This window comes from Ruegeria sp. BF7, assembly GCF_056538605.1.
The window spans coordinates 97,699-124,575 of record NZ_JBQFTM010000002.1; the positions used below are offsets into that span (position 1 = coordinate 97,699).

Below are 26,877 nucleotides of genomic sequence, written 5' to 3' on the forward strand. Positions count from 1 at the left end.
TCAGCGGCGCTCCAGTTCCTGTAATTTCAGCCCAACCCACCAAAGCAACGCAATCGTGCCGAATGGGATCAGACAAAGAAGGCACCAGTATTTGTTGATCCCGAAAAACGGCAAAATCTTCACCATCGGGATGATGGTCAGTGCCGAAAGGATCAACCACCAGATGCCACCCATTATTCACTCTCCTGTTTCTCGTCCCCCGGCAGAATGTAATTCGCGCCTTCCCATGGGGACATGAAATCGAATTGCCGGTATTCCTGCACCAGACTGACGGGCTCGTAGACCACGCGCTTCTGCGCCTCGTCATAGCGCACTTCGGTGTAACCGGTGGTCGGGAAATCCTTGCGCAGCGGATGGCCTCGAAAACCATAGTCGGTCAGGATGCGCCGCAGGTCCGGGTGGCCCGAGAACAGGATGCCGAACATGTCGAACACCTCACGCTCGAACCAGTTGGCCGAGGGGTGAACGTCCACGATCGAGGGCACCATGTCTTCCTCGCGGATCGACACCCGCAGGCGGATACGCTGGTTCTGGTACATTGACAGGAAGTGGTAAACCACGTCGAACCGCTTGGCCCGTTCGGGATAGTCCACACCGGTGATGTCAACGAGGGTCGAGAACTTGCAGTTCTGGTCAGACCGCAGGAATTCGACAAACTCCACAATGTTCGACGGAGCTACATCGACGTTCAACTCGCCATGGGTCACGTCCCAGGACAGAACGCAATCGGCTCGCTTCAGCTCAAGCTGTGCGCCGAGTTCTTTGAGTGCTTCGCTCATCAGCTCTCTCCTCAGCGTACGATGGTGCCGGTGCGGCGGATTTTGCGTTGCAGCTGCATCAGGCCGTACAGCAACGCCTCAGCCGTCGGAGGGCAACCGGGCACATAGATGTCCACCGGAACAACCCGGTCACAGCCGCGAACAACAGAATAGGAATAGTGGTAATAGCCACCGCCATTCGCGCAGGATCCCATCGAGATCACATAGCGCGGCTCGGGCATCTGGTCGTAAACCTTACGCAGCGCAGGGGCCATCTTGTTGGTCAGGGTGCCAGCCACGATCATCACGTCCGACTGACGCGGCGAGGCGCGCGGGGCAATGCCAAAACGTTCCGCATCGTAACGGGGCATCGAAGTGTGCATCATCTCAACCGCACAGCAGGCCAGACCGAAGGTCATCCAGTGCAGAGAACCAGTGCGCGCCCAGTTGATAATATCCTCGGTTGAGGTCAGCAGAAACCCTTTGTCCTGCAGTTCGGCATTCAGGGCCTGGGTGGCGACTTCCTTGTCGACGCCAGCGGTGTTTGCACCCGTCATCACTCCCATTCCAGGGCCCCTTTCTTCCATTCATAGGCAAAGCCGACAGTCAGCACCGCCAGGAACACCATCATGGACCAGAAACCCACATCGCTGATATCCTTGAAGCCGACGGCCCACGGGAACAGGAAGGCGATTTCCAGATCAAAGATGATGAAGAGAATCGAAACCAGATAGAATCGGACGTCGAATTTCATCCGCGCATCATCGAAGGCGTTGAAACCGCACTCATATGCGCTGACCTTTTCAGGGTCGGGATTGCGGACGGCCAGTACCACAGCAGCTAGAATCAGTACGATTCCAAGGCCCACGGCAACGGCCAGAAACACCAGAATCGGGAGGTACTCCCGCAGCAGGTCTTCCACGAATAGCTCCTTTCCTGCGCATACCCCCCAGGGACGCGCCGTCAATTGGCGTGTTGACTGGACATTCTCTATCCGCGCGGGGTCAGAGGGTCAACCGAACACAAACGCGCAGGGGCTTAATATTCCACTTGCTTCCACAAATGGAAAACCTGGCATTTTCGCGAATCTGATTTCGCGCTGACAGGTGCTAAACATGACTGTTCCATGCAGGTTTTCTCTTTTCAAAGAAGGCGTTGATGCCTTCACGCGCCTCGTCGGTTTCCCACCGCTCGACCAGAGACCGGATGGTCTGGTCAATCACGGTGTCGTCAATGCGCGGGCCCAGCGTTTGCACAAGATCCTTAGCCGAGGCCACGGCCCCCGGCGCGCAGGACAGGTAGGGTTGGATTTCGGTCTCAATTGCTTCGTCAAGATTTGCGACAGGAACAGCCTTGGCCAACAGGCCAAGATCCACGGCCTCTGCCGCGTCGAACACCCGGGCCGACATGAACACGCGCCGCGCCCGGGCCGCACCCATGCGGGCGATAACATAGGGGCCAATGGTTGCCGGGATCAGACCCAGCCGGGTTTCAGTCAGCGCCATCTTCACGCCATCCACACCAACGGCCACATCGCAAACCGCGGTCAGTCCGACACCACCACCAAAAGCGTTGCCCTGAAGCGCTCCGATCAGCGGTTTGGGCATCGTGTTCAACGCCTGCAGCATTTCGGCCAGCTTGCGCGCTTCGGCGAACCGGGTTTCGGGGTCGGCGGCCATCTGGTCCTGCATCCAGCCGAGGTCGCCACCGGCACAAAAGCTTTTACCCGCGCCGGTCAGAACCACGACCCGAACCGTGTCATCCGTCCCCAACTGCGCCGCCGCCTGCGTCAGCTCGGAAATCATCTCCGCCGACATTGCATTGTGCTTTTCCGGACGGTCGAGCGTCAGAGTCGCCACACCGCGCGCGTCCTGCGTAACCGAGATCGTTTCGAACATCGCCCCTCACTCCGCTAGCATTGCTCGGGCTATCTGGGCGGCCTCTTCGACAATCGCCTGATCAATCCCAGTCTCATATCCAAGCCGCTCCAGATGCGCGACAACGGCTTCGGTTGCAACATTGCCGGAAGCGCCGGGTGCATAGGGACAACCACCTAACCCACCAACAGCCGCGTCGAATGTCCGGACGCCCAGCGCCAGCGCCGCGTCGATATTGTCGATGGCACGGCCGTTGGTGTCATGGAAATGACCTGCCAACCGGGTCACCGGCATTCGCTCTCGCACTGCCAGCAACATATGCGCGACAGTGTCAGGCGTTCCCTGCCCGATCGTGTCACCCAAGGAAACCTCATAGCAGCCCAGTGCAAACAGACGGTCCGCGACCTCGGCCACCTTCTCGGGTGGGGTCGGGCCATCATAAGGGCAGTCGGTCACGCACGAGACATAGCCCCGCACCGGCAGATCAATGTGACGCGCAGCTTCAAGGATCGGAGTGAACCGTTCAATGGATTCCTCGATCGTGGCGTTGATGTTGGCCTTCGAAAACCCCTCGGAGGCCGAAGCAAACACCGCGATCTCATCCGCCTTGGCCGCCAGAGCGTCCTCATAACCGCGCATGTTTGGTGTCAGCGCGGCAAAACGCACCCCGTCCGGCCTTTCGATTTCGGCCAGCACCTCTGCGCTGCCCGCCATCTGCGGCACCCATTTAGGTGAGACAAAACTGGCCACTTCGATCCGGTTGAACCCGGCGCGGCTGAGACAGTCGATCAGCGCAACCTTCTCGTTCACAGGAATTTCACGCTGTTCATTTTGCAGGCCATCCCGTGGACCTACCTCGAAAATCTCGACCCGCTCATCCATTGCAGCGCTCCTCCCGGTTTAGTTTTCAACATGTTGACCCGACTGTGCCACGCGATGCGTCATAGGAACAGGCTACTCCTCTTCCAACCGGACCAGGGCAGCTCCGGCCTCAACCTGCGCACCGTCTTCGGCAAGAACTTCGGCCACGATACCGTCACGGGCGGCCAGCAGCGAATGCTCCATCTTCATTGCCTCCAGAATGGCCAGCCGATCCCCCTCTTTCACCACCTGCCCGACCAAGGCAAACACTGCCTTCACCAATCCGGGCATGGGAGCTTCAATCACATTTGTATCACCGGCGGCGCTGATATCCCGATCCAGAGGGTCGACGACATCGAAGGCCTGCCCATAGTTTTCAAACACGGTGATCCGTGACCCCGACACCGCAACACGCGGCATAGGCGCACCACTGATCGACCATCCCTGACCGCTACGTTCTGCGACGAGGGTTTCTGCGCCAACTTGCCAGATCCGCCGGTTTGGACCTTCGACCTGCACATCCAGATCAATCAACTCGTCGGCCATCAACTGAACAGCACGATGCAAGGGCGTCCACAGAGAGAACCCGGTCTCATCAGAGGTCTCACCCAGACCCAGCGCGGTCAAGGCGGCGGCAACGCACGTCGCGGCAGAGGCAGGCCCATCCTGTGTCAGCGCTTCCAGATCCCGACCGATCAGGCCGGTATCCACGTCGCCCGCCGCAAATCCCTGATGTCGGGTCAGCGCGCCAAGAAAGGCCAGATTGGTGACCGTACCCGCCACTTCTGTCTGCTGCAGGGCGCGGTGAAGCTGCTCCAACGCAACTGCGCGGGTTGGCCCGTGTACGGTGACCTTTGCAATCATCGGGTCATACCACGGGCTGATCGTGTCGCCCGTGCGCACACCGCTGTCGGCGCGGCAAGCAGACGGGAACTGCAGATGCGTCAGAGTGCCGGTTGCAGGTAAGAACCCTTTGGGCACGTCTTCGGCATACAGCCGGGCTTCGAACGCGTGGCCATTAATCGACAAGTCGCCCTGCCGCTTGGGCAGAACCTCACCTGAGGCAACCCGCAATTGCCATTCGACCAGATCGACGCCGGTAATTGCCTCGGTCACCGGATGTTCCACCTGCAGGCGTGTGTTCATCTCCATGAACCAGAACCGATCCGGGCGCAGCCCGTCCGACGCGTCGACGATGAACTCAACCGTCCCCGCACCCTTGTAGCCAATTGCCTCAGCCGCGCGGACGCCCGCCTGCCCCATGGCCTCCCGCATCTCAGGCGTCATGCCAGGGGCCGGGGCTTCCTCGATCACCTTTTGATGGCGACGTTGCAGAGAGCAGTCACGTTCAAAAAGATGCACCGCGTGGGTGCCGTCTCCGAACACCTGCACCTCGATATGACGGGGTTTGGCGACGAATTTCTCGACCAGAACAGCGTCATTACCAAAGGCGGTGCGGGCTTCGCTGAGAGCACTGTCCAAAGCTGAGGCGAATTCAATTGGGCGTTCGACCAGACGCATCCCCTTGCCGCCGCCACCGGCCACGGCTTTGATCAGAACCGGATAGCCGATGGTGTCAGCGGCACCTGCCAGATGCTCGGGGTCCTGATTGTCGCCGTGGTAGCCGGGGACAACAGGCACACCTGCCTGTTCCATCAGCACCTTGGCGGCGTCCTTGAGGCCCATTTTGCGGATCGCATCCGCCGAAGGCCCGATGAAGGTCAGGCCCGCAGCTTCGACCGCATCCACGAAATCAGGGTTCTCGGAGAGAAAGCCGTAGCCCGGGTGAATCGCCTGCGCGCCCGTCTCCAGCGCCGCCTGAATGATCACGTCGCCCTTGAGGTAACTTTCTGCTGGGGCCGCACCGCCAATATGGACCGACTCATCCGCCATATGCACATGCTTTGCCGAGGCATCAGCATCTGAATATACAGCAACGCAGGCGACTCCCATCTTCTGAGCCGTTGCCATAACCCGGCAGGCAATTTCGCCACGGTTAGCAATCAGGATTTTGTTAAACATCTCTTACCCCTCAACCGCCAGGTCTTCGATTAGGTGGAACCGTTCGCACAACAGTTCCATCTCTGGATCGAAACCACCATTACGCTCAAAGTACCGGCGATGATCTTCGCGCCATCCCTCAAGCGTTTCATTCTCACCCTCGGCCAACGCGAAATCCTCGGTCATATCGCAGAAGCGACAGATCGAAACGTCGACGGTCTCGATCACCAAAGCAGGGCTTCCATCCCACTCCAAAGCGATGTCGCGGCGCCCAACAACCGGTGTTTCGGGGCTGCCATCCGGATAGTCCCTCAGCGCGCCACAGGTTGCCGTTTTCCGGCCTGCTCGCACCAGTGAAAGCAACTCGGCACTCATATTTGCGCTGTCGCCAAATTTGAAAGTTTGTGCGCCGGGATACCGGGTCAATACATCTTGCATTGTCATGTTCATCACATCCTGAACACGCCGAAACGTGTCTCTTCGATCGGGGCGTTCAGCGCGGCATTCAGCGACAGCGCGAGCACATCGCGGCTTTTGCGCGGGTCGATGATGCCGTCATCCCAAAGGCGGGCCGAGGCATAAAGCGGGTGCGATTGCTCCTCGAACATCTCAAGCGTCGGGCGCTTGAATTCGGCTTCTTCCTCGGCCGACCACGATCCGCCCTGCCGTTCGATCCCGTCGCGCTTGACGGTGGCCAGAACGCCGGCGGCTTGCTCTCCTCCCATCACGGAAATGCGCGAGTTCGGCCAAGTCCACAGGAACCGCGGCTGATAGGCACGACCGGCCATGCCATAGTTGCCAGCCCCAAAGGACCCGCCGACCAGCATGGTGACTTTCGGCACGTTCGTCGTCGCAACAGCGGTCACCATCTTCGCTCCATGCCGCGCGATACCCTCGTTTTCGTACTTGCGACCGACCATGAAGCCGGTGATGTTCTGCAGGAAGACCAGCGGGATTTTGCGCTGCGAACACAGCTCAACGAAATGCGCGCCCTTCTGCGCGGCCTCGGAAAACAGCACTCCGTTGTTGGCGATGATGCCAACCGGACAGCCTTTCACATGGGCAAACCCGGTCACCAGTGTCTCACCGAACCGAGGCTTGAATTCATCAAACCGAGAGCCATCGACCAGACGCGCGATCACTTCGCGGATATCATACGGCGTGCGCAAATCGGCGGGAACGACACCGAGGATTTCTTCGGGATCGTAAGCAGGGTCTTCGGGGCTGGCCCAGTCCACGGTCTGCGGTTTGCACAGGTTCAACGATCCAACCGCCCGCCGTGCAAGGGCCAGCGCGTGGGCGTCGTCCTCGGCCAGATAGTCCGCCACACCTGACAGACGAGTGTGTACATCGCCGCCACCCAAGTCCTCGGCGCTGACCACCTCTCCGGTCGCGGCCTTGACCAGAGGCGGCCCGGCCAGAAAGATCGTGCCTTGCTCTTTCACGATAATGGTCACATCGGACATTGCGGGCACATAGGCCCCGCCCGCCGTGCACGAGCCCATCACCACGGCGATCTGAGCGATCCCCTTCGCGCTCATCCGCGCTTGGTTATAAAAGATACGGCCAAAGTGGTCGCGGTCGGGGAACACTTCATCCTGATTGGGCAGGTTCGCGCCGCCACTATCGACTAGGTAGATGCAAGGCAAATGGTTTTCCTCGGCAATCTCCTGCGCCCGCAGGTGTTTCTTAACCGTCATCGGGTAATAGGTGCCGCCCTTCACGGTGGCGTCGTTGCAGACCACCATGACCTCGCGCCCCTGCACCCGGCCAATGCCGGCGATGACCCCGGCACAAGGCGCAGCATCGCCATACATCCCATGCGCCGCCGTCGCGCCGATTTCGAGGAACGGAGACCCCGGATCGAGCAAGTTCGCCACCCGACGACGCGGCAGCATCTTGCCGCGCGACACATGGCGTTCGCGGGATTTCTCGCCACCCCCCATGCGAGCCGCTTCGGCGGCGGCAGAGATTTTCGCCAGCGCATCAAGATGCGCGGTGCGGTTTGCCTTGAAGCCCTCGGAGGTGGGCATGGCTTTGGATGTGAGTTTCATGCGCGCAGAATCCTTTTCAATTTCGCGGGCAATTGTCGACGTGCTCGGGCGGTTTTAAAAACCGTTGGCAGCTTCCTGTCGAACCAATAGCGCCAAGGGTGAGTTGCTGGGGTTTTTCCGCCCAGTAACTCAAGCATCGCCGCGACATGTTCGCGGTCATAAAACCACAGCACTCGACCAGAATAACTAAGTTGATAATAGGCGTCCTGAGGCCAACGGATCTTGGTTTTTCTGGGCGTATGGCAGCTGTCGCAGATTGACGTTCCAAGCAGAGAATTGAGGAGATGCCGATAAATTCTTATCGGATAAAGAGAATTCGACGAATGAACGTCAGAACCGCCGAGGCCAATGTAAGTAAGGGTGTGTTCGCGATGCCAGTTCGCGTATTTGCGATTGGGCCGATCAGCTTTCACGACCATGACGTCTTTACCAAGCGTTTCACCAGAAGACTTCTTTGTCATGACCTCCAACTCTGCTGGTACAAACCGCGCAGGTTTTTGGCAGTTCGGGCATTCGATTGTCACGGTCTTGGGGAAGTTCGCTGTATCGCGCGCAAAATCAAAGGAGGACGTCATTTAGCAACCTCCCCCGCCGCCCGCGCCTTAAGTTCCTTCCGAATAACTTTCTCCGTCACCGTCATCGGCAGTTCGTCCAGAAATGCCACCTCACGCGGATAGGAATACTGCGCCAAACGGTCTTTGACCCAGTCCTGCAATTCCTGCCCCGTGGCTTCGGCCCCCGGCTTCAGCACCACATAGGCCTTCACAATCTCGGTCCTCAGCGGATCGGGTTTACCGACTACGCCGACCGTCGCCACCGCAGGGTGGGTCAGCAGGCAATCCTCGATCTCGGCCGGGCCGATGCGGTAGCCGGCCGAGGTAATCACGTCATCATCTCGCCCGACAAAACGCAGGTAGTCGCCCTCCCAAACGCCTCGGTCGCCGGTGATCAGCCAGTCGCCGCGGAACTTCTCCCCCGTCACCTTAGGCCGATTCCAGTATTCCAACAGCATCGAGGCCGATCCGCGCCGGATGGCTACGTCGCCCTCCTCATCGGTCGGGTGGCCAGTCTCGTCGATCACCGCCACCTCATGCCCCGGTACAGGCTTTCCAATGCAGCCCGGGCGCACCGGGAAATCCTCGGCGCAGGAGGACACGACCATGTTGCATTCGGTCTGGCCGTAAAACTCGTTGATCGTCAGGCCAAACGCCTTTTGCCCCCAGGCCAGCATTTCAGCGCCCAATGGTTCACCGCCAGATGCAACGGAACGCAGGCCGGGGATGCTCTGATCCGCTGCCTTCAGCATCCGCAGGGCGGTCGGTGGAAAGAACACGTTCCGCACCTCACCGCGCGCGATCACGTCGGCGCAGGCTTCAGGCGTGAATTTTTCAAGTCGCGCCGCAACCACCGGGATGCCCAGCGCCAGCCCGGGCATCAGCACGTCGAACAGGCCGCCGATCCAGGCCCAGTCGGCAGGCGTCCACAGGCAATCACCGTCACGCAAATGGTTATGGCTGATCGAAACACCCGGCAGGTGACCGGTCAGAACCCGATGTCCGTGCAGCGCCCCCTTCGCGGTGCCGGTAGTGCCCGAGGTATAGATCAACACCGCCGGGTCCTCGGGGCCGGTATCAGCAAAGGGCAGCGGATCATCGGACGGCGCGATCTGATCAACGCGCACCGAGCGCGCCAGATCACCCAGCAACCCTGCGCCGTCTTCATCTGTCAGCACCAGCTTCGCCCCGGCGTCCCCAACCCGAGAGGCCAGTGCGTCATGCTTGAACAGCTTGAACAGCGGCACCGAAATCGCGCCGATCTTCCAGATCGCCAGATGGGCCGCCGCACACCACGGCGACTGGCTGAGCAGCACTCCCACACGGTCACCGGGTTGAACCTGCTTCAGCAACGCCCGCGCAATTCCGTCGGTCATACGCCCGAGCTGACCGTAAGAGATGGCATCATGCCCCCCCGCGGTCAGATCGATAATGGCTATGCTGCCGGTGGGGCGCGAAAGACACTGTCGCGCCATGTTAAGCCGGGCAGGAATGTTCCAGCCCCCCACGTCCCGCATACCCGGTATGCATTTATTGGGACGCATACGCAAAACCCCTTGTTTTCATGACAGTCTCAGGTCGAACGCACGCTTTCGAACTCGCGGGAACTTGATGCAGATCAGAGTTTACCTTGCCCCTGTTCGGCAAAACCGTCCCATCATCAAATTCAAAGGCCTTAAAATGATCAAAACACTCGCCGCTTTGACACTTTCCACTGCGCTTGTCGCGCTTGCCGCCCCTGCAATGGCCCAGAACCAAGGTGACTGGACCGTCGGTGTTGGTATTGGCTACCTCGACCCGAAATCCGACAACGGTACTCTGGCTGGCTTCGATGCCGAAGTGGATTCGGACACCCGCCCGATCTTTACCGCTGAATACTTCGTCCGCGACAACCTTGGTATCGAACTGCTGGCCGCGACCCCGTTCAGCCACACTGTTACCCTGGGTGGCAGCGTTGATGCAGGTTCGGTCAAGCACCTGCCGCCCACCCTGTCGCTGAACTACCACTTCCCAACCAACAGCGCCTGGAAACCCTATGTCGGCGCCGGTATCAACTATACCATCTTCTTCGACGAGAAATCGGCTCTGGGTGATCTGGAACTGGACAACTCGGTCGGTGTCGCGCTGCAGGCCGGTCTGGACTACATGGTCACCGATAACGGTGCTGTACGACTGAACGTCCGCTGGTTCGACATCGACTCGGACGTCAAACTGAACGGCGCCGATATCGGCACCGCCGAAATCGATCCTTGGCTGGTCGGCGTATCCTACGTTCATCGCTTCTGATCCTTTGAAAGAACGCCCCGCGGTTCCCTCGACTGCGGGGCGTTTTTCTGTCACAGCACTTCGCTCATCAATTCCCGCCCGATCAGCATCCGGCGGATTTCGCTGGTCCCCGCACCGATCTCCATCAGCTTGGCATCACGGAAAATTCGGCTGACCGCCGAATCCGACAGGAACCCGGCCCCACCCATCGCCTGCACCGCCTGGTGCGCCTGCACCATCGCCTGTTCCGAGGCGTAAAGACAGCAAGCCGCCGCGTCCTGGCGAGTCACGTCCCCCCGGTCACAGGCCTTGGCAACCTCATACACATAAGCCCGCGCGGAATTCATCGCGGTGTACATGTCGGCGATCTTGCCCTGCATCAGTTGAAAGTTACCGATGGGTTTGCCGAACTGCTTGCGCTCAGCCAGATAGGGCATGATCTCGTCCAGACAGGCCGCCATGATACCTGTCCCGATCCCGGCCAGAACCACGCGCTCATAGTCCAAACCGGACATCAGTACCGCGACGCCCTTACCCTCTTCGCCAAGAACGTTTTCGAACGGCACTTCGACGTCTTCGAAAATCAGCTCGGCCGTGTTCGACCCGCGCATCCCCAGCTTGTCGAAATGGGGCGAGGTCGAAAATCCCTTCATCTCTTTTTCGATCAGAAAGGCCGTGATCCCCTTTGAGCCCGCCTCCGGGTCTGTCTTGGCATAGACAACCAGAGTGTCCGCATCCGGCCCGTTGGTGATCCAGTACTTGCTGCCGTTCAGCCTATAATGTTCGTTGCGCTTTTCCGCGCGCAGTTTCATCGAAACCACATCAGATCCAGCCGAGGCCTCGGACATCGCCAATGCGCCCACATGCTCGCCTGAGATCAGACGCGGCAGATACTTCGCCTTCTGTTCGTTGGTTCCATTCAGCTTGATCTGGTTGACGCACAGATTCGAATGCGCCCCGTAAGACAGCGAAACCGAGGCCGAGGCCCGCGCCACCTCCTCGACCGCAACGGTATGGGCCAGATACGACATCCCCGCCCCGCCGTATTCCTCGGGTACCGTGATCCCAAGCATCCCGAGATCGCCCATCTCTTTCCACAACTCGTTGGGAAAAGCGTTGGACTTGTCAACTTCAGCTGCCATCGGCTTGACCCGATCCTGAGCCCAGCGGTGCACCATCTCGCGCAGGGCATTCACGTCTTCGCCCAGATCAAATTGCATTGTGGCCGAGAACATACGCGATCTCCTCCTTCGCATAAATGAACAAATGTTCAATAAACTGATAACAGCCGGATTGCATCTGGTCAACGACCCTGATCGGCACGATCCCCCAAAAAACACAGACAGCCGCCCCAAAGGGCGGCTGTCAAAAAGAGCGTGCACCGCAGGTGCACTCAATTGGATCAGGATTGATAGACCGCGCCAACCTCGGATCGGATGATACGCGCGATCAATCGGCAATCCTCCAGCGAAAAGGTCAGAGGCACACGCATATCCATGATACCGGCCAGAATGCGATCACTGGTGGGCAAAGGCGTGCTGTCCGCGTAACGCCAACTGTCATAGCGGGAGGTAAACCCGGTCGGCTCCGCGCCGCCAAACCACTTGAGCTCCACCCCGCGCGCGGCACAGCGCCGGATTACCTCGGCAATGCGCTCCGGCAACCAATCGAGCAACAGGAACTGGATCGACGACCCGACATAGGTCTCCTCCTCAGGGCGCTCAACAATGGTCAGACCCGGCGTTCCGCGCAACCCTTCGGCAATTTCATCATAGCGTTTGTTCCAGCGCTTCACCTGCCGGGCCAGATCGCGCAATTGCGGGCGCAGAATGGCGGCGCGCAGGTTATCCATACGGCCGGATACGTTCGGTGTTGTGTACTTGATCCGCTCGAACACCTCGGGTCCCGGCGCAGCAAGGTGGCGTTCATAAAGCATATAGGACCCCGACAGCATCGTCGCCTTGGCTGCCAGTTCTTCGTCATCGGTGATCAGCAGCCCGCCTTCACCAGAATTGACATGCTTGTAGGTCTGACAGGAATAGCACCCGATCGCCCCCTGCCGCCCCGAAAGCTGCCCGCGCCACGCCGCACCCATCGTGTGGGCGCAATCCTCGATCACGATAACGCCAGCCGCATCGCACATCTGCATCAGTCGATCCATGTCACACAGATGCCCGCGCATGTGGCTGAGCATCAGCACCCGCGCCTGATCCAGCTTTGCCTCAAGGTCACCCAGATCAATGGTCAGGCCCTCAGTCACCCCCACAAAAATTGGCCGCGCCCCGACCGAGGCAATCGCCCCCGGCACCGGGGCCAGCGTAAAGGCATTGGTCAGCACCGGATCGCCGGGCTGCACTCCTACCGCCCGCAGCGCCGTCGCCAATGCGTAGCCGCCGGAGGACACCGCCAGACAGTATTTCGCCCCCATCTGCGCCGCGAATTCCTGCTCGAGCAACGCAGTTTCGCCCAGCTCTCCGGGGACAACGTTGTAACGGTGCAGGCGCCCGTGGCGCAGGACGGCCATCGCGGCCTCGATCGCCTCTTCGGGGATGGGTTCCTGCTGGGTGAAGCTGCCAGTGAATGTCTCGGTCATAGGCTTGTTCTGATGCTGTACGTGTCGCAGGTCAAGAGATCACGCCGCCGCACCGATCAGCCCTTCGACCACAGAATGCAGATCGTCGAAGTGATGTAGCAAAGCCTCGGGTTCGAGTGCAGCCATGTCATCACCAGACGGGCCGAACGTGACCAGAACCGACGGCACACCGGCGGCTCGGGCCGTATTGCGGTCAGTATCTGAATCTCCGATCAGCACACACAGATCTGGATGCCCGCCTGCCCGGCGCGCAGCCTCGCGCAGAGGTTCCGGGTCCGGTTTGCGCACCGGCAACGTGTCCGCGCCGACAAGAGAGGCAAAGGTATCCCGTACGCCCATCTGGGTTAGCAATTGATGCGCCAATGCCTCTGGCTTGTTGGTGCAGATGCCCACGCCGTAACCCGCCGACCGCAAAACCTCGACCGCGTCCAGCGCCCCGGGATAGAACTGTGTGTGAGTGTCGATGGCCTGCGAATACGCCTCGAGCAGCGTTGGGTAATAGGCGTGAACCGTATCCTCGTCATAAGCACCGACACGCTTGAGCCCATGCGTCAGCATCATCCGCCCGCCCCGCAATGCAACCGCTGCGTCCTGTCCGTGCACCAGCACATCCCCGTGCCCCATCTCGCGAAAACAGTGGTTCGCTGCGGCCAGCAGATCGCCGGACGTATCGGCCAGGGTTCCGTCCAGATCGAAGATAACGGTGCGCATTGTGCCTCCTGTTTCGGCGGTTTTTTGCCGTGTAGTATTGCAAACGGCAATCTTGTTTGATGGCTGAACCGCTTGCGCCTTTGACCCCAGCGGATAAAACGGAAGGCAACAAAACACAAAGAGAAATCATTTTCATGAGTACTGCCCTTGTCATCCTTGCCGCCGGAAAAGGTACCAGGATGAAATCGGATCTTCCTAAAGTTCTACATCCAATCGCCCAGACTCCCTTGCTGGTCCACGCCATGCGCGCCGGGGCAATTTTGTCACCCGAGCGCACCGTGATTGTCGCAGGGCACGACTCCGAAGCCGTGGCCAAGGTTGCTACAGCCGAGGACGACACTGCCCAGATCACGGTTCAAGAAGAGCAATTGGGCACTGCCCATGCCGTTGCCCAAGCGCGCCCCGCACTAGAAGGGTTCTCGGGCGATGTCGTTGTCCTGTACGGAGACACTCCGTTTCTGAGACCCGACACACTAGAACGCATGGTTGCAGCGCGGGCGGAAAACGATCTGGTTATTCTGGGATTCGAGGCTGCCGATCCCGGGCGCTATGGCCGCCTGGTGATGAAAGGGCAAAGTCTGGAGAGGATCGTCGAATTCAGGGACGCATCTGACGAAGAACGTGCGATAACCTTTTGTAACTCGGGACTATTGGCTTGTGACGCGCAGACGTTGTTCGACCTGATCGAAGCAGTGGGCAACGACAATGTCGCGGGTGAATTCTATCTGACCGACGTTGTCGAAATAGCCCGTGAGCGTGGGCTGAAGGTTACGGCCGTTGCCTGTAGCGAAGCACAGACGCTGGGTGTGAACTCTCGCGCCGATCTGGCCGCGGCGGATGCCGTGTTTCAATCCAATGCGCGCGCCGAACTACTGGACCTCGGTGTAACTCTGATGGCTCCGGAAACTGTCTATCTGGCCGCCGATACGATCATTGGCAGAGATGCGGTTATTGAGCCAAACGTAGTTTTCGGCCCCGGCGTAACTGTCGAAAGCGGCGCGACAATCCGTGCGTTTTCGCATCTCGAAGGCTGCCATGTCAGCCGTGGAGCCATCATAGGTCCCTTTGCCCGCCTACGCCCGGGTACAGAACTGGCTGAAAACACCCGCATCGGCAATTTCGTTGAAATCAAGAATTCTGAAATCGCTGAAGGTACCAAAGTCAATCATCTTAGTTACATCGGAGACGCCACGGTGGGGGCAACCTCGAATATTGGCGCGGGCACGATAACGTGTAACTACGACGGAGTTTTGAAGCATCGCACGACGATAGGTGAGAATGTCTTTATCGGATCGAACACCATGCTCGTGGCGCCTGTAACGCTGGGCAATGGTGCAATGACCGCCGCAGGTACTGTGGTAGCCCGGGATGTTGAACCCGACGCTCTGGCCGTGGCCCGTGCTCGGCAAGACAACAAACCCGGCTACGCTCGCAAAATATTTGATATGTTAAAGGCGAAGAAGGCTCGTCGCGACAAAGGAGTTTGATTCATGTGTGGTATTGTAGGTGTTTTGGGTCAGCACGAAGCCGCCCCAATTCTTGTTGAAGCTTTGAAGCGGCTGGAATATCGCGGATATGACAGTGCTGGCATCGCGACTGTTGACAACGGCGCATTGGGGCGTCGTCGGGCGGTCGGAAAGCTCGTGAATCTAAGCGATCTGTTGGTGCATGATCCCCTACCCGGCAAATCCGGAATTGGACACACCCGTTGGGCGACCCATGGCGCGCCTTCGGTCACTAACGCCCACCCACACAGGGCAGGCCCTGTTGCTGTTGTGCACAACGGTATCGTCGAAAACTATCGCGAGTTGCGGGCCGAATTGGCCGAGCACGGTGTAGGTTTCGCTACCGAAACCGACACCGAAACCGTAGCCCTGATGGCTGAGCACTTCCTGAAAACCGGCCTGTCCCCGGTTGAGGCGGCTTTCCAAACCATCGACAAGCTGCAGGGCGCCTTTGCGCTGGCCTTTCTGTTCGACGGTCAGGATGACCTGATAGTCGCGGCCCGAAAAGGCTCGCCCCTGGCTATCGGGCATGGAAACGGCGAGATGTACGTGGGCTCTGACGCAATTGCGCTGGCTCCATTGACCGACCGCATCACCTATCTGGAAGAAGGTGACCGAGCGGTGGTGACCCGCACCTCGCTTGATATCCGCAACGAGGCCGGAGAACTGGCCAACCGCGAAACCCGCCGCATTAAGTTGGACCAGACGCGGGCTGACAAGGCGGGCCACAAACACTTCATGGCCAAGGAGATTGCCGAACAGCCCGTGGTGGTGGCCGAGGCGATCCGGTCGTACATGCCTACCGGCGGGGACAAGGTCGTCCTGCCCGATGATCTGGATTTCACCAAGCTTGACCGCCTGACCATGGTCGCCTGCGGCACCGCTTTCTATGCCTGCCTGACGGCGAAATACTGGTTCGAACAATTGGCCAAGATGCCAGTCGAGGTCGATATCGCCAGCGAGTTCCGGTATCGCGAGCCGCCGATACCGGGCCGGACGGCGGCGCTGTTCGTCAGCCAGTCGGGCGAAACAGCCGACACGCTGGCCGCGCTGCGCTATTGCGAGGGCAAGGCCGACAAAGTCGTGTCGGTGGTCAATGTCCGCGAAAGCTCGATTGCGCGGGAAAGCGACATTGCCCTGCCCATCCATGCGGGTGTCGAGATCGGCGTCGCCTCGACCAAGGCGTTTACCTGTCAATTGAGCGTATTGCTGATGCTGGCGCTTAAAGCCGCTGCGGATCGGGGAACGCTGAGCGACGAAGAACTAGCCGATCACGCCGCAGCGTTGCGCTCTCTGCCAACGGTACTCAACGCCGCGCTGGACCAGAACCAGGCCATCAAGAAATCCGCTCAGCGCTTGTCCGAAGCGCGCGACGTGTTGTTTCTGGGGCGCGGCCTGATGTATCCGCTGGCACTGGAAGGTGCGTTGAAGCTCAAGGAAATCAGCTATATCCACGCAGAAGGTTATGCATCAGGTGAACTGAAACACGGCCCCATCGCCCTTATCGACAAGCACATGCCGGTGGTCGTCATGGCACCGCGCGATGCAGTGTTCGACAAGACTGTCTCGAACATGCAAGAAGTGATGGCGCGCAAGGGTAAAGTCATTCTGGTCTCGGACGATGACGGTGTTGCCGAGGCGGAAGACGGCGTCTGGAGAACCATCCGTATGCCTCGTGTACACCCCAGCCTAGCCCCGATCCTGTATTCCGTCCCGGCGCAGCTGCTGGCCTATCATACGGCTGTGGCGAAAGGCACGGATGTGGACCAACCGCGCAACCTGGCGAAATCTGTCACGGTGGAGTGAAGAATGGCCAAGCAATTCCCTGAACTGGATGACGCCCAGCAAAAGTTCATCACAGATCAGCACATCTTTTTCGTCGGCACGGCGGCACCTGACGGGCGGGTGAACATCTCGCCCAAGGGGATGGACTCGCTGCGTATTCTGGGGCCCAACCGGATTGTCTGGATGAACCTGACCGGCAGCGGCAATGAAACCGCTGGGCATTTGCTGGAAACCAATCGCATGACACTGATGTGGTGTTCCTTCACCACGCGCCCACTGATCCTGCGCACTTATGGGACTGCGCGCACGTCGCATGTAGGCGACGCTGGCTGGGACGAACTGGCCGATCTGTTTCCAGACCACCGCAGCGCGCGGCAGATCTATGATCTGCATATCGATCTGGTTCAGACCTCCTGCGGCTATGCGGTGCCGTTCATGGAGTATCAGTCCGACCGGGACACCATGCAGAAATGGGTGGACGGAAAGTCGGACGACGACATCCGCGCCTATTGGATGGAAAAAAACCAACAGACCATCGACGGCAAACCGACCCGCGCCGACTAATTTGATGCTGGACACCTATCTGGATCAGATCAAAGCCCATGCGGACGCCGAGCGTGCCGAGCAGATGGCGGCCTATCACAAGGCCGACCGTCCTTATCTTGGCGTCGGCAACCCGGTACTGAATGACCTGACCAAGGCATGGCGTCAGGAACTGGACGTGCCTGCGCGCGTCGAACTGGCAGATGCGCTCTGGCAAACCAACGTCCACGAAGGTCGCCTGGCCGCAGCCAAACTGCTGACACAGGCCCGCATTCGCCCTGACGAGGCTGTCTGGGAACTTCTGCAAAGCTGGCTGCCCGATTTTGACGCTTGGGCTGTGGCCGATCACGCCTGCATGGCGATGCAGAAACGTCTGTCAACCGACCCGTCCCGGCTGGATCAGGTCGAATGTTGGACAACGTCGGATCATATGTGGACTCGGCGCGCAGCGCTGGTGGCCACGCTGCCCTGGACGAAACAGAACCACCCGAAACCCGAGGATCTGGCGCGTCGCGACCGCATCCTTGGCTGGGCGGCGGGCTTTGTCCCTGACCGCAACTGGTTCATCCAGAAAGCCATTGCATGGTGGCTGCGCGAGTTATCGAAACATGACCCGGACCGTGTGATTGCCTTTCTGGCCTTACATGGCGAGGCAATGAAGTCCTTTGCCCATCGCGAAGCCGGAAAGTACCTGAAAGATCAGTTGGAATAGACCTCAAGTTCAACCAACTCGTCAAACGGCAACAATAAAGCCCGCATCGCGTCCAGCGACAACCGGCTGCCGCCACTCTCCGGCCCCGGGGCCGGGACCAGAGTGATATAGGCTTGCGACCCGGTTTTCGGCACTACCACGCGACCGGTGAATTCAGTATCGACCAGCGGTGTTTCCAACCACCGTCCTGGCGTCGTCGGGTCCCCCAATCCGGCAATGGTGGTCTTTGCACCAACCCAGCTTGCAGGCGCGACCGCAACCGGTTCCGGTTCGACCGTTTCCTCAGTCACGACCTCTTCCGCCTCGGCGGGTGCGCTACCCGCCCCCAATACACGATCTGTTGTCGACCGCACGGTGTCGCATCCCGCAACCAGAACGCACAAAGTCAAAAGCGTATATCTCATGCCGCCAGCTTACCGCCCTGTGCGCATCTGTACCAGCGCAAAGGAAATTTCGCCCTTGTCGGAGATGGGTCCCGGCTTTACCTATGTCGCATGACTGCTCCGCTTATCGACCCGTTCGCACGTGCGATTACCTATCTCCGCGTCTCCGTCACGGACCGCTGCGATTTCCGCTGCGTGTACTGCATGTCCGAGGATATGAAGTTCCTGCCGAAGAAAGACCTGCTGACGCTGGAAGAGCTGGACCGCATGTGCACCACCTTTGTGAAGTTGGGTGTGGAAAAGCTGCGCATCACCGGTGGCGAGCCGCTGGTGCGCCGTAATATCATGACGTTTTTCAACAGCATGACCCGCCATCTGGACAGCGGCGCGTTGAAAGAGCTGACGCTGACCACCAACGGTTCGCAGTTGCATCGCTTTGCAGATGATCTCTATGCAGCGGGCGTGCGGCGCGTAAATATCTCGCTGGACACGCTCGACGAGGACAAATTCGCGCAGATCACGCGATGGGGCCGCCTGAAACAGGTGCTCAACGGAATCGACGCGGCGCAAAAGGCCGGGCTACGGATCAAGATAAACGCGGTGGCCCTGAAGGGATTCAACGAAGTAGAATTGCCCACGATCACGAAATGGTGCGCCGAGCGCGACATGGACCTGACCTGGATTGAGGTCATGCCGATGGGCGACATCGGAAACGAGGATCGGCTGGATCAGTATTGGTCGCTGAAGGACGTGCGCAAGGAATACGAAAACCACTATTCGGTCACCGATCTGGCCGAACGCACCGGCGGACCCGCGCGCTATGTCCGGCTGGAAGAAACCGGGCAAAAGATCGGCTTCATCACGCCGCTATCGCATAATTTCTGCGAAAGCTGTAATCGCGTGCGCCTGACCTGCACCGGCGAATTGTTCATGTGCCTCGGCCAAGAGGACATGGCCGATCTGCGTGGCGCTTTGCGTGACCATCCCGACACCGAGCAACCGCTTGAGGATGCGATCCGCGCCGCGATCAACCTCAAGCCCAAAGGCCATGATTTCGACTATTCCCGCCAAGCGGTCGACGGCCAAATGAGCCGTCACATGAGCCACACAGGCGGCTGACATGCCGGATCAGCAGAGCCAGCCGACGCTGCTCTACAACTTGTATTGCGGCCTGACCGCCGTTGCAGGCCCGCTGGTCTGGCGCACGGTGCGGAAAAAACTGCGGGCCGCCGACGTTCCCGAAACACGACAACAAGAACGACTGGGCCACGCCAGCCTGCCCCGCCCCAACGGCCGCCTTATATGGTTCCACGCGGCCAGTGTCGGGGAAACCTTGTCGGTGATCAGCCTAATTAAGCGGTTGGGAGAGCGCCTGCCCGATGCCGAGTTTCTGATCACCTCTGGCACACCGACCTCAGCAGCGCTGATTGAAAAACGCATGCCGCCGCGCGCGCGCCACCAATTCCCGCCCCTCGACATGCCCGGCCCCGTCCAGCGCTTTCTGGATCACTGGCGCCCGGACGCCGGTATCTTTGTCGAAAGCGAAATCTGGCCGCGCCTGATTGTCGAAGGCGCGACCCGTGGTATCCCGCTTGCGCTGCTCAATGCGCGCCTGTCGGACAAATCCGTAGAGGGTTGGAAGAAACGCCCCGACACGGCGCGCTTCATTCTGGACCATTTTCGCCTGTTCCTGACTCAGAATGACAAGACGGCGGCAAACCTGATCGGCATGGGCGCGCGCGCAGACCGTGTTCAGCCCGGCACGAACCTCAAGGCGATGTCCGATCCTCTGCCGGTGGAGCAAACCACACTGTCCGACACTCGCGCGCAGGTCGGAGATCGCCCCGTCTGGATCGCCAGCTCGACCCATGCGGGCGAAGAGGAAACCGTGCTGGAGGCTCATGCGGATTTGCTCAATCGATGGCCCGATCTGCTTTTGTTGCTGATCCCCCGCCACCCTGAACGCCGCAATGACGTGGCCGCGCTGATTGAGCAGGCCGGACAAACCGCAGCATTCCGGTCTGCCGGGGATCAGATCACCGGAGAAACGCAGGTCTACGTGGCTGACACTCTGGGTGAGACCGGCACATGGTACGCCCTTTGCCCCGTTGTGTTTCTGGGCGGATCACTGAAAGAAATCGGCGGCCACAACCCGTTCGAACCCGCACAGGCCGGAGCCGCAGTGATCACAGGACCGGGCTACTTCAACTTCGCCGAAACCTATGCCCCGTTGATCGAAACAGGGGGAGCCCTGCAAGTCCAATCCGCCCCCGATCTGGCCGCCGCCGTAGCAACCTTGCTGTCGGATCAAGACGCTCTGGAGACGGCGCGCAGCGCTGCAAAATCCTGCGTGAACACCCAAAAATCCGCACTGGATTCCATCGTCGAAACGCTCTGTACCCAGCTCAGCTTGTATGACCGGGATCCAGCTTCATCGGGCTATTAATTTCCCGGCTGTGCGGGGACCGAGCCCCCGCCCTGCCCATCAAGCCGCAGGCATCCGCTGCTCAACGATCCCGGCCCACCAACTGCATCCGGCAGGAATCGCTTCATCGTTGAAATTGTATTCGGGATGATGCACCGCTGCTGTATCGCCATTGCCGACCAGAATATACGCCCCCGGCCGTTCCTCGAGCATAAAGGCAAAATCCTCACCGCCCATGATCAACGGCGCCTCATCACAACTGCCGGAAATGGATCGCGCGACATCTGCGGCGAAATCGGTCTGCTCGTCGCTGTTCACCATCACCGGATAACCCCGGTAATAGGTCACCTCGACGGTCCCGCCAAAGGTTGCGGCCACACCGTTGCAGATCTCCTTGATGCGCTTTTCTGCCAGATCCCGCATTTGCGGGCTCATCGTACGGACGGTCCCTTTCAATTGCACCGTCTGCGGGATCACGTTGAATGCCGTAGTCGAGGTCTCAAATGATGTTACCGAGATCACAACCTGATCCACCGGATCGGCATTGCGCGCGGCGACTGTCTGCAAGGCCAGCACCGCTTGCGCGGCCATCACGGTGGTATCTACGGTCTCATGCGGCTTGGCTGCGTGCCCGCCTTTGCCTTCGAATGTGATGTCGAACTGATCGGTGGCGGCAAAGAAAGCGCCCGGACGAATGGCAAAGCTGCCCACGGGGCGGCCGGGCCAATTGTGCATCCCGTAAACCTCCTGAATGCCCCAGCGGTCCATCATCCCGTCTTCGCACATCTCGCGGCCGCCTCCGCCGCCCTCTTCCGCCGGCTGAAAGATCACAACAACAGTGCCGTCGAAGTTCCGTGTTTCCGACAGGTATTTCGCCGCTCCCAGCAACATCGCCGTGTGCCCATCATGGCCACACGCGTGCATCGCCCCTTCGGTCTTGGAGGCATAGTCCAACCCCGTTGCCTCGTGGATTGGCAACGCATCCATGTCCGCCCGCAGGCCAATCACCTTGCCGCCCGTATCAACCTTGCCCTTGATAACACCAACGACACCGGTGCGGCCGATGCCGGTCACCACCTCATCGCAGCCGAACTCCTTTAGCTTGTCCGCGACCAATGCGCTGGTGCGATGAGTCTCGAACAGAATCTCGGGGTTTTCATGAATATCGCGGCGCCACTCGGTGATTTCACTCTGCAGTTCGGCGAAGCGGTTCTTGATCGGCATAGTCATCTCCCAACTTGTTCTTTTGACCGGGGTACATCCCAGCGTAGTCGCGGCGTCAGTCCAAAGGCGCAGGCCGCAGCGCGCCAGATAACAGGACAATCAGAATGGCCAAAGGCAGCAAAGCCGTGAACGCCAGTCGTAATGTAAGCATCTCTGCCAGAAACCCAATAAGCGGTGGGCCGATCAACAACCCTCCGTACCCCAGCGTCGCCACACTGGCGATGGCCTGCCCCGGCGGCACGTGCGGATCATTCGCGGCCCGGCTGAAGGCCAGCGGCATGATTACGGCATAGCCAACGCCCATCAGCGCAAAGCCTGCCAGCGCCAGCCCTGCCTCTGCTGCCGAGACCACAATTAACACGCCCAACGCCGCGCAAACGCCGCCGAAACGGGCAATGGCAACGGGGCCAAAGCGGGCGATCACGAAGCCCCCGGCCAGCCGGAAGGCCACCATGGTCACCGAAAACACAGCGTACCCAAGGGCCGCGATGCTTTCCGCTGCTCCGGTTACATCGCGCAGGAATATCGCGCTCCAATCCGCCACGGCACCTTCACCCAATGCGCCGCACAGGGCGGTGAAACCCACAAGGATCAGCGCACCGGAGGGTAGTGCAAAAACCGCGCCCCCTGGCGACACGGCCTTGCGGGACGACCAGCGCACCCAGGACAATGCCAACGCCAAGGCCACGACCGCGCCACCAGCCAGCAAAAAATGCTGCATCACCGTCAGTCCCATCTGTACCGCGCCAAACCCACTGAGCGCACCCAGTCCGGCCCCAAGGCTCCACATCGCGTGAAACGAGGACATGACCGGCTTGCGATAGGCCTGTTCCACTTCGGCCGCCCAGGCGTTCATCGCCACGTCCATCGAGCCATGAAAGGCCCCAAATACGAACAGGAACGCTGCCAGCGTCCAGAACCCTCCCGCCATGGCCAGCAGGATCAGAGACAGCGTGTAGAGAACCGCAATGACCCGCGTCAGCGCTACGGCGCCAAACCGGTCGGTCAGTCTCCCGGTGACGGGAAAGGAACACACCGCTCCAGCCGCCATGAACAAAAGGCCGTAGCCCAACGCCTCATGCGTCAGGTCCAGTTGGTCGCGCACAGCGGGGATACGCGACGCCCAAATTCCGAAAAGCGCACCGTTCAGGATGAACATGGCAGCCACGGCCCGCCACGCGGCCACAAGTCCGATCACCGGGTTTCCTTCGCAAACAGCGTCACTCGCCCCCGTTCTACAGGCTCGCGACGGATTGGCAAACGCCGTTCATTCCAGCCGCTTGCGGACCTGCCGGATAAAGAACCACACCGCCAGCACCACCGGGATCGTCACCGCCGCCGTCAGCATTCCCTTGCTCATTCCGGCCTTGGTCAGCGGGTACAGCACATAACTGACAAGCGAGACGGCATAATAGCTGATGGCCACCACCGAGAGCCCTTCGACAGTGTGCTGCAGACGCAGGGCCAGATCGGCACGGCGATCCATGCTTTCCAGCAGTGCCTGGTTCTGCGCGCTGCGCTCCACGTCCACCCGCGTGCGCAACAATTCTCCGGCCCGAATGGCCCTGTCTGAAAGCGCCTGCAGGCGACGCTCGGCGGCTTTCACAGTGCGCATGGCAGGATCGTAACGGCGCATCATGAAATCGGCGAAGCTCTGGCGACCATCGAATCGCTCTTCCCGCAACACTTCGATCCGCTGGTTCACGATTGCCTCATATGCACCCGTGGCCCCGAACCGGAAGGAGCACCGGGCCGAGAGGGTTTCAAGCTCGGTCGAGGTAGACAAGAGATCGGGCAGCAATGCGTCGGGATGGGCCGAATTGTCGGTCATCTGCCCCATCAACCCGGTCAGTCTGCTGTCCAGCTCACCTATGCGGGACGTCAGTTGTTTGACCCGGGCAAAACCCAGCATCGACATCGCCTTGTAAGTCTCGATCTCACACAAGCGCTGAATGATACGACCAGTCCTGCGCCGCCCGGTGCCCTCGGCGACAAACAGGGCAAAACGCATGTGACCGGCCGGATCGATACGGAAATCGCAGGCGCAAATGGCAGCGTCGTCCAGCACCCGCGCGACGGCCAGACTTTCGGGCTCAAACCAATCAGCCAGCGCCGCCTGAACCGCTTCATCCTCTTGCCGCTCGACCACCCGGATCATCGCCGAGGTAACCCGTTGGCCCGGGCTCGCCATCAACCAGTCGGGTGGGAAGACTTCGAAATCAGCCGGGTTGAAGGGACGGTCACTGACGTTTTGTGTAATCGCAGTGTAGGTGACGAATTCGGTATGCTGTTCCCATTTCAACCAATGACGGCCGATCCGCCCTGCATAGTGGGTGGCCTGAGGTTGAGGATGCTGCGCCCCGTGTCGATCCAACAGGTTGATCAGATGGGTCAGATCCTCATCCCGATCCCGCGCTGCAGCGGCTTCCGGCTTTTTAATCGCCAGAAAAACCACGGTGCACGGGGTACCCGCGACCGGAAAAGGGCGTGCGTGCAGCTCATTCGCCAAAACATAGCGCAGAGGATGGTCGTCGATGGGCGTCATTTGGGACTCCGATTCATTCGGGCACTATAGGGAACATGAAAAATACATCAATTCTCTTTTATTTCATATACTTACATGGATACAACAGTATACACTATAGGCTATGTCATTGATTTGGCTGCCACAGCTCGATCGGATTGCCCTCGGGGTCGTTTATACTGGCGAGTTTTCCAACCTCACTGTCCCACTCGGCACGGGTTTCAACCTCAATCCTAGCGGCCTGCAACTGTGAGATCATCGTAGCCAGATCATCGACACGGAAATGGATCATCCATTGTTGCTCGGCCCGTCCAGAAAACTCGGTGTCCTGCGCGAATGGGGCAAACACCGTGTAGCCTTCGCGCTGCTTTCATGGCACCGGCTCGTAGTGATTGACGCAAGGTACTTTTCATACCAAGCACTCAGGGCTTCGGGATCACGCGCGAGAGAGAACACTCCGCCTATACCATTCACTTTTTTGCATCACCGATCTCCCTGATTTGCGTTTCCCCAGAGTACCCGTCTGCTTAATCTGGCCAAAATTTCTTGGGGGGCTTTGAGGGGCAGTGCCCTCCATTCATAAGAAAAAGAAAAGGGCGCCCGCAGGCGCCCTTTGCAATTTGGTTAAGCCTGTTGATCAATCGATCATCGGCAGCAGCTTGTCCAGCGACTGCTTGGCATCGCCATAGAACATGCGGGTGTTCTCTTTGAAGAACAGCGGGTTTTCGATGCCCGAATACCCGGTACCCTGACCGCGCTTCGACACAAACACTTGCTTGGCCTTCCAGCATTCCAAAACCGGCATGCCGGCGATGGGGCTGTTGGGATCTTCCTGCGCCGCAGGGTTCACGATGTCGTTCGAACCGATGACGATGGCCACATCCGTATCCGGGAAGTCGTCGTTGATCTCGTCCATCTCCAGCACGATGTCGTAAGGCACCTTCGCCTCGGCCAGAAGCACGTTCATGTGGCCCGGCAGACGACCCGCAACAGGGTGGATCGCAAACCGCACTTCCTTACCCTTGGCACGCAGCTTGCGGACAAGTTCCGAGACCGATTGCTGCGCCTGCGCTACCGCCATACCGTAGCCGGGGATAATGATCACGCTGTCGGCGTCATTCAGCGCGGCTGCGACACCATCAGCATCAATGGCCACCTGCTCACCTTCCACTGCCATTTGCTCGCCCTGCGGGCCACCAAAGCCGCCCAGGATCACACTGACAAAGTGACGGTTCATCGCCTTGCACATGATGTAGGACAGGATCGCACCGGACGAGCCCACCAACGCACCAACCACGATCAGCAGGTCGTTGCCCAGCGAGAAGCCGATAGCCGCCGCCGCCCAGCCCGAGTAGCTGTTCAGCATCGACACAACCACCGGCATGTCGGCGCCGCCGATGCCCATGATCAGGTGATAGCCGATGAACAGCGCCGCCAGAGTCATCAGGAACAGCGGGAAGAAACCGCCCGAGGCGGTGTACCAGATCAGGCAGATCAGCGAGAGCCCCGCCGCCGCCGCGTTCAGCGCATGACCGCCGGGCAGCTTGGTCGCTGCAGACGTTACCTTGCCCGCCAGCTTGCCATAGGCCACGACCGACCCGGTGAACGTGATTGCACCGATGAAGACGCCCAGGAACAGTTCGACATGCAGGATCGACAGTTCCGCCGGGGTTTTCTTGGCGATCAGCTGCCCGAACCCTCCGAGACCGGTGTACAGCACCTCTTTCGAGGCATCCGCAACCGCCATCACTTCGGCGACGTTCAGAACTTCAAAATGCGCGTTGAAGCCCACGAACACAGCCGCCAGACCGACCAGCGAGTGCATCGCGGCCACCAGCTGCGGCATCTCGGTCATCTGCACGCGCTGTGCAACATACTGGCCAATGAAACCGCCACCAGCGATCAACAGCAGCGACAGCAGCCACAGGCCGGAACCGGGACCAACCAGCGTAGCAAAGACCGCCAGCGCCATACCGACGATGCCGTACCAGACCGCACGCTTGGCGCTCTCCTGGTTCGACAGACCGCCGAGCGAAAGGATAAACAGAACAGCCGCAACGACATAGGCGGCAGTAGTGAAGCCAAATTCCATGTGCCCGGCC

At 59.7% G+C, this 26,877-nt stretch carries 27 protein-coding genes; 7 read left to right on the forward strand and 20 right to left on the reverse strand.

Annotated features, from left to right (window positions below):
- The 11 genes from ACR0IK_RS06340 to ACR0IK_RS06390 form a co-directional block, all read right to left on the reverse strand.
- On the reverse strand, window positions 1-174 hold the full coding sequence (locus ACR0IK_RS06340; RefSeq protein WP_170433422.1) for a hypothetical protein: 174 nt from the start codon (window positions 172-174) through the stop codon (window positions 1-3).
- Window positions 174-779 (reverse strand): NADH-quinone oxidoreductase subunit C, encoded by a 606-nt coding sequence (locus ACR0IK_RS06345; protein ID WP_480640852.1) that lies wholly within the window; start codon window positions 777-779, stop codon window positions 174-176. Before ACR0IK_RS06345 ends, ACR0IK_RS06340 begins: the two co-directional genes overlap by 1 nt.
- Before the next feature lie 11 nt (window positions 780-790).
- Entirely contained in the window at window positions 791-1,324 is a 534-nt protein-coding gene (locus ACR0IK_RS06350) for a NuoB/complex I 20 kDa subunit family protein (RefSeq protein ID WP_010442777.1), read from the reverse strand.
- Window positions 1,315-1,680: an NADH-quinone oxidoreductase subunit A gene (locus ACR0IK_RS06355; protein WP_480593112.1), complete on the reverse strand. Its 366-nt coding sequence runs from the start codon at window positions 1,678-1,680 to the stop codon at window positions 1,315-1,317. The genes ACR0IK_RS06350 and ACR0IK_RS06355 overlap by 10 nt, the downstream gene beginning before the upstream one ends.
- Window positions 1,681-1,867: 187 nt before the next feature.
- Window positions 1,868-2,656, reverse strand: coding sequence for a crotonase/enoyl-CoA hydratase family protein (locus ACR0IK_RS06360; protein WP_480593109.1), 789 nt, complete (start codon window positions 2,654-2,656; stop codon window positions 1,868-1,870).
- A 6-nt stretch (window positions 2,657-2,662) separates the two neighbouring features.
- Window positions 2,663-3,517, reverse strand: a complete 855-nt coding sequence (locus ACR0IK_RS06365; RefSeq protein WP_480640853.1) for a hydroxymethylglutaryl-CoA lyase — start codon at window positions 3,515-3,517, stop codon at window positions 2,663-2,665.
- A gap of 72 nt (window positions 3,518-3,589) precedes the next feature.
- Window positions 3,590-5,518 carry an acetyl/propionyl/methylcrotonyl-CoA carboxylase subunit alpha gene (locus tag ACR0IK_RS06370; protein WP_480640854.1) on the reverse strand — a complete coding sequence of 643 codons (1,929 nt, stop codon included), beginning with the start codon at window positions 5,516-5,518 and terminating at the stop codon, window positions 3,590-3,592.
- Between the two features lie 3 nt (window positions 5,519-5,521).
- On the reverse strand, window positions 5,522-5,947 hold the full coding sequence (locus ACR0IK_RS06375) for an ASCH domain-containing protein (protein ID WP_480593100.1): 426 nt from the start codon (window positions 5,945-5,947) through the stop codon (window positions 5,522-5,524).
- Window positions 5,947-7,551: a carboxyl transferase domain-containing protein gene (locus ACR0IK_RS06380; RefSeq protein WP_480640855.1), complete on the reverse strand. Its 1,605-nt coding sequence runs from the start codon at window positions 7,549-7,551 to the stop codon at window positions 5,947-5,949. The genes ACR0IK_RS06375 and ACR0IK_RS06380 overlap by 1 nt, the downstream gene beginning before the upstream one ends.
- Window positions 7,548-8,126: a hypothetical protein gene (locus ACR0IK_RS06385; protein WP_480640856.1), complete on the reverse strand. Its 579-nt coding sequence runs from the start codon at window positions 8,124-8,126 to the stop codon at window positions 7,548-7,550. The genes ACR0IK_RS06380 and ACR0IK_RS06385 overlap by 4 nt, the downstream gene beginning before the upstream one ends.
- Window positions 8,123-9,649, reverse strand: coding sequence for an AMP-binding protein (locus ACR0IK_RS06390; protein ID WP_480640857.1), 1,527 nt, complete (start codon window positions 9,647-9,649; stop codon window positions 8,123-8,125). The genes ACR0IK_RS06385 and ACR0IK_RS06390 overlap by 4 nt, the downstream gene beginning before the upstream one ends.
- Window positions 9,650-9,785: 136 nt before the next feature.
- Here ACR0IK_RS06390 and ACR0IK_RS06395 point away from each other — a divergent pair, with 136 nt between their 5' ends.
- Window positions 9,786-10,391, forward strand: coding sequence for an OmpW/AlkL family protein (locus tag ACR0IK_RS06395; protein WP_480593090.1), 606 nt, complete (start codon window positions 9,786-9,788; stop codon window positions 10,389-10,391).
- A 50-nt stretch (window positions 10,392-10,441) separates the two neighbouring features.
- Here ACR0IK_RS06395 and ACR0IK_RS06400 read toward each other — a convergent pair whose 3' ends face one another.
- From ACR0IK_RS06400 to ACR0IK_RS06410, 3 genes are all read right to left on the reverse strand, one after another.
- Window positions 10,442-11,605 carry an isovaleryl-CoA dehydrogenase gene (locus ACR0IK_RS06400; RefSeq protein WP_480640858.1) on the reverse strand — a complete coding sequence of 388 codons (1,164 nt, stop codon included), beginning with the start codon at window positions 11,603-11,605 and terminating at the stop codon, window positions 10,442-10,444.
- 167 nt (window positions 11,606-11,772) lie between these two features.
- On the reverse strand, window positions 11,773-12,963 hold the full coding sequence (locus ACR0IK_RS06405) for a DegT/DnrJ/EryC1/StrS family aminotransferase (RefSeq protein WP_480640859.1): 1,191 nt from the start codon (window positions 12,961-12,963) through the stop codon (window positions 11,773-11,775).
- Window positions 12,964-13,002: 39 nt separating this feature from the next.
- Window positions 13,003-13,674 carry an HAD-IA family hydrolase gene (locus tag ACR0IK_RS06410; protein ID WP_480640860.1) on the reverse strand — a complete coding sequence of 224 codons (672 nt, stop codon included), beginning with the start codon at window positions 13,672-13,674 and terminating at the stop codon, window positions 13,003-13,005.
- 134 nt (window positions 13,675-13,808) lie between these two features.
- On the opposite strand from ACR0IK_RS06410, the gene glmU reads away from it, so the two are divergent.
- The 4 genes from glmU to ACR0IK_RS06430 are packed head-to-tail and all read left to right on the forward strand — an operon-like array spanning window position 13,809 to window position 18,219.
- Complete coding sequence (gene glmU / locus ACR0IK_RS06415; RefSeq protein WP_480593076.1) at window positions 13,809-15,161, forward strand: bifunctional UDP-N-acetylglucosamine diphosphorylase/glucosamine-1-phosphate N-acetyltransferase GlmU; 1,353 nt, start codon at window positions 13,809-13,811, stop codon at window positions 15,159-15,161.
- Between the two features lie 3 nt (window positions 15,162-15,164).
- Complete coding sequence (gene glmS / locus ACR0IK_RS06420) at window positions 15,165-16,985, forward strand: glutamine--fructose-6-phosphate transaminase (isomerizing) (RefSeq protein ID WP_480593074.1); 1,821 nt, start codon at window positions 15,165-15,167, stop codon at window positions 16,983-16,985.
- A 3-nt stretch (window positions 16,986-16,988) separates the two neighbouring features.
- Window positions 16,989-17,528: a pyridoxamine 5'-phosphate oxidase family protein gene (locus ACR0IK_RS06425; RefSeq protein WP_480593070.1), complete on the forward strand. Its 540-nt coding sequence runs from the start codon at window positions 16,989-16,991 to the stop codon at window positions 17,526-17,528.
- A 4-nt stretch (window positions 17,529-17,532) separates the two neighbouring features.
- The gene (locus tag ACR0IK_RS06430) at window positions 17,533-18,219 is read left to right on the forward strand and encodes a DNA alkylation repair protein (RefSeq protein WP_480640861.1); all 687 of its coding nucleotides are present in this window, start codon (window positions 17,533-17,535) and stop codon (window positions 18,217-18,219) included.
- Here ACR0IK_RS06430 and ACR0IK_RS06435 read toward each other — a convergent pair.
- On the reverse strand, window positions 18,207-18,623 hold the full coding sequence (locus ACR0IK_RS06435; RefSeq protein ID WP_480593062.1) for a hypothetical protein: 417 nt from the start codon (window positions 18,621-18,623) through the stop codon (window positions 18,207-18,209). The two genes, ACR0IK_RS06430 and ACR0IK_RS06435, sit on opposite strands and share 13 nt — an antisense overlap.
- A 90-nt stretch (window positions 18,624-18,713) precedes the next feature.
- On the opposite strand from ACR0IK_RS06435, the gene moaA reads away from it, so the two are divergent.
- Window positions 18,714-19,721 (forward strand): GTP 3',8-cyclase MoaA, encoded by a 1,008-nt coding sequence (gene moaA, locus ACR0IK_RS06440; RefSeq protein WP_480640862.1) that lies wholly within the window; start codon window positions 18,714-18,716, stop codon window positions 19,719-19,721.
- 1 nt (window position 19,722) lies between these two features.
- Window positions 19,723-21,048 (forward strand): 3-deoxy-D-manno-octulosonic acid transferase, encoded by a 1,326-nt coding sequence (locus ACR0IK_RS06445; protein ID WP_480640863.1) that lies wholly within the window; start codon window positions 19,723-19,725, stop codon window positions 21,046-21,048.
- A gap of 39 nt (window positions 21,049-21,087) precedes the next feature.
- Here the strand turns inward: ACR0IK_RS06445 and ACR0IK_RS06450 are convergent, their stop codons facing one another.
- The 5 genes from ACR0IK_RS06450 to ACR0IK_RS06470 all read right to left on the reverse strand — a co-directional run bounded on the left by ACR0IK_RS06450 (window position 21,088) and on the right by ACR0IK_RS06470 (window position 26,867).
- Window positions 21,088-22,251: a M20 aminoacylase family protein gene (locus ACR0IK_RS06450; RefSeq protein WP_480593050.1), complete on the reverse strand. Its 1,164-nt coding sequence runs from the start codon at window positions 22,249-22,251 to the stop codon at window positions 21,088-21,090.
- Window positions 22,252-22,306: 55 nt separating this feature from the next.
- Complete coding sequence (locus ACR0IK_RS06455) at window positions 22,307-23,449, reverse strand: MFS transporter (protein ID WP_480593047.1); 1,143 nt, start codon at window positions 23,447-23,449, stop codon at window positions 22,307-22,309.
- Window positions 23,450-23,518: 69 nt separating this feature from the next.
- Window positions 23,519-24,796, reverse strand: coding sequence for a DUF3422 family protein (locus ACR0IK_RS06460; RefSeq protein ID WP_480640864.1), 1,278 nt, complete (start codon window positions 24,794-24,796; stop codon window positions 23,519-23,521).
- Between the two features lie 106 nt (window positions 24,797-24,902).
- Window positions 24,903-25,124 (reverse strand): VOC family protein, encoded by a 222-nt coding sequence (locus ACR0IK_RS06465; protein ID WP_480640865.1) that lies wholly within the window; start codon window positions 25,122-25,124, stop codon window positions 24,903-24,905.
- 288 nt (window positions 25,125-25,412) lie between these two features.
- The gene (locus ACR0IK_RS06470) at window positions 25,413-26,867 is read right to left on the reverse strand and encodes an NAD(P)(+) transhydrogenase (Re/Si-specific) subunit beta (protein ID WP_170400356.1); all 1,455 of its coding nucleotides are present in this window, start codon (window positions 26,865-26,867) and stop codon (window positions 25,413-25,415) included.
- Window positions 26,868-26,877: the final 10 nt, after the last annotated feature.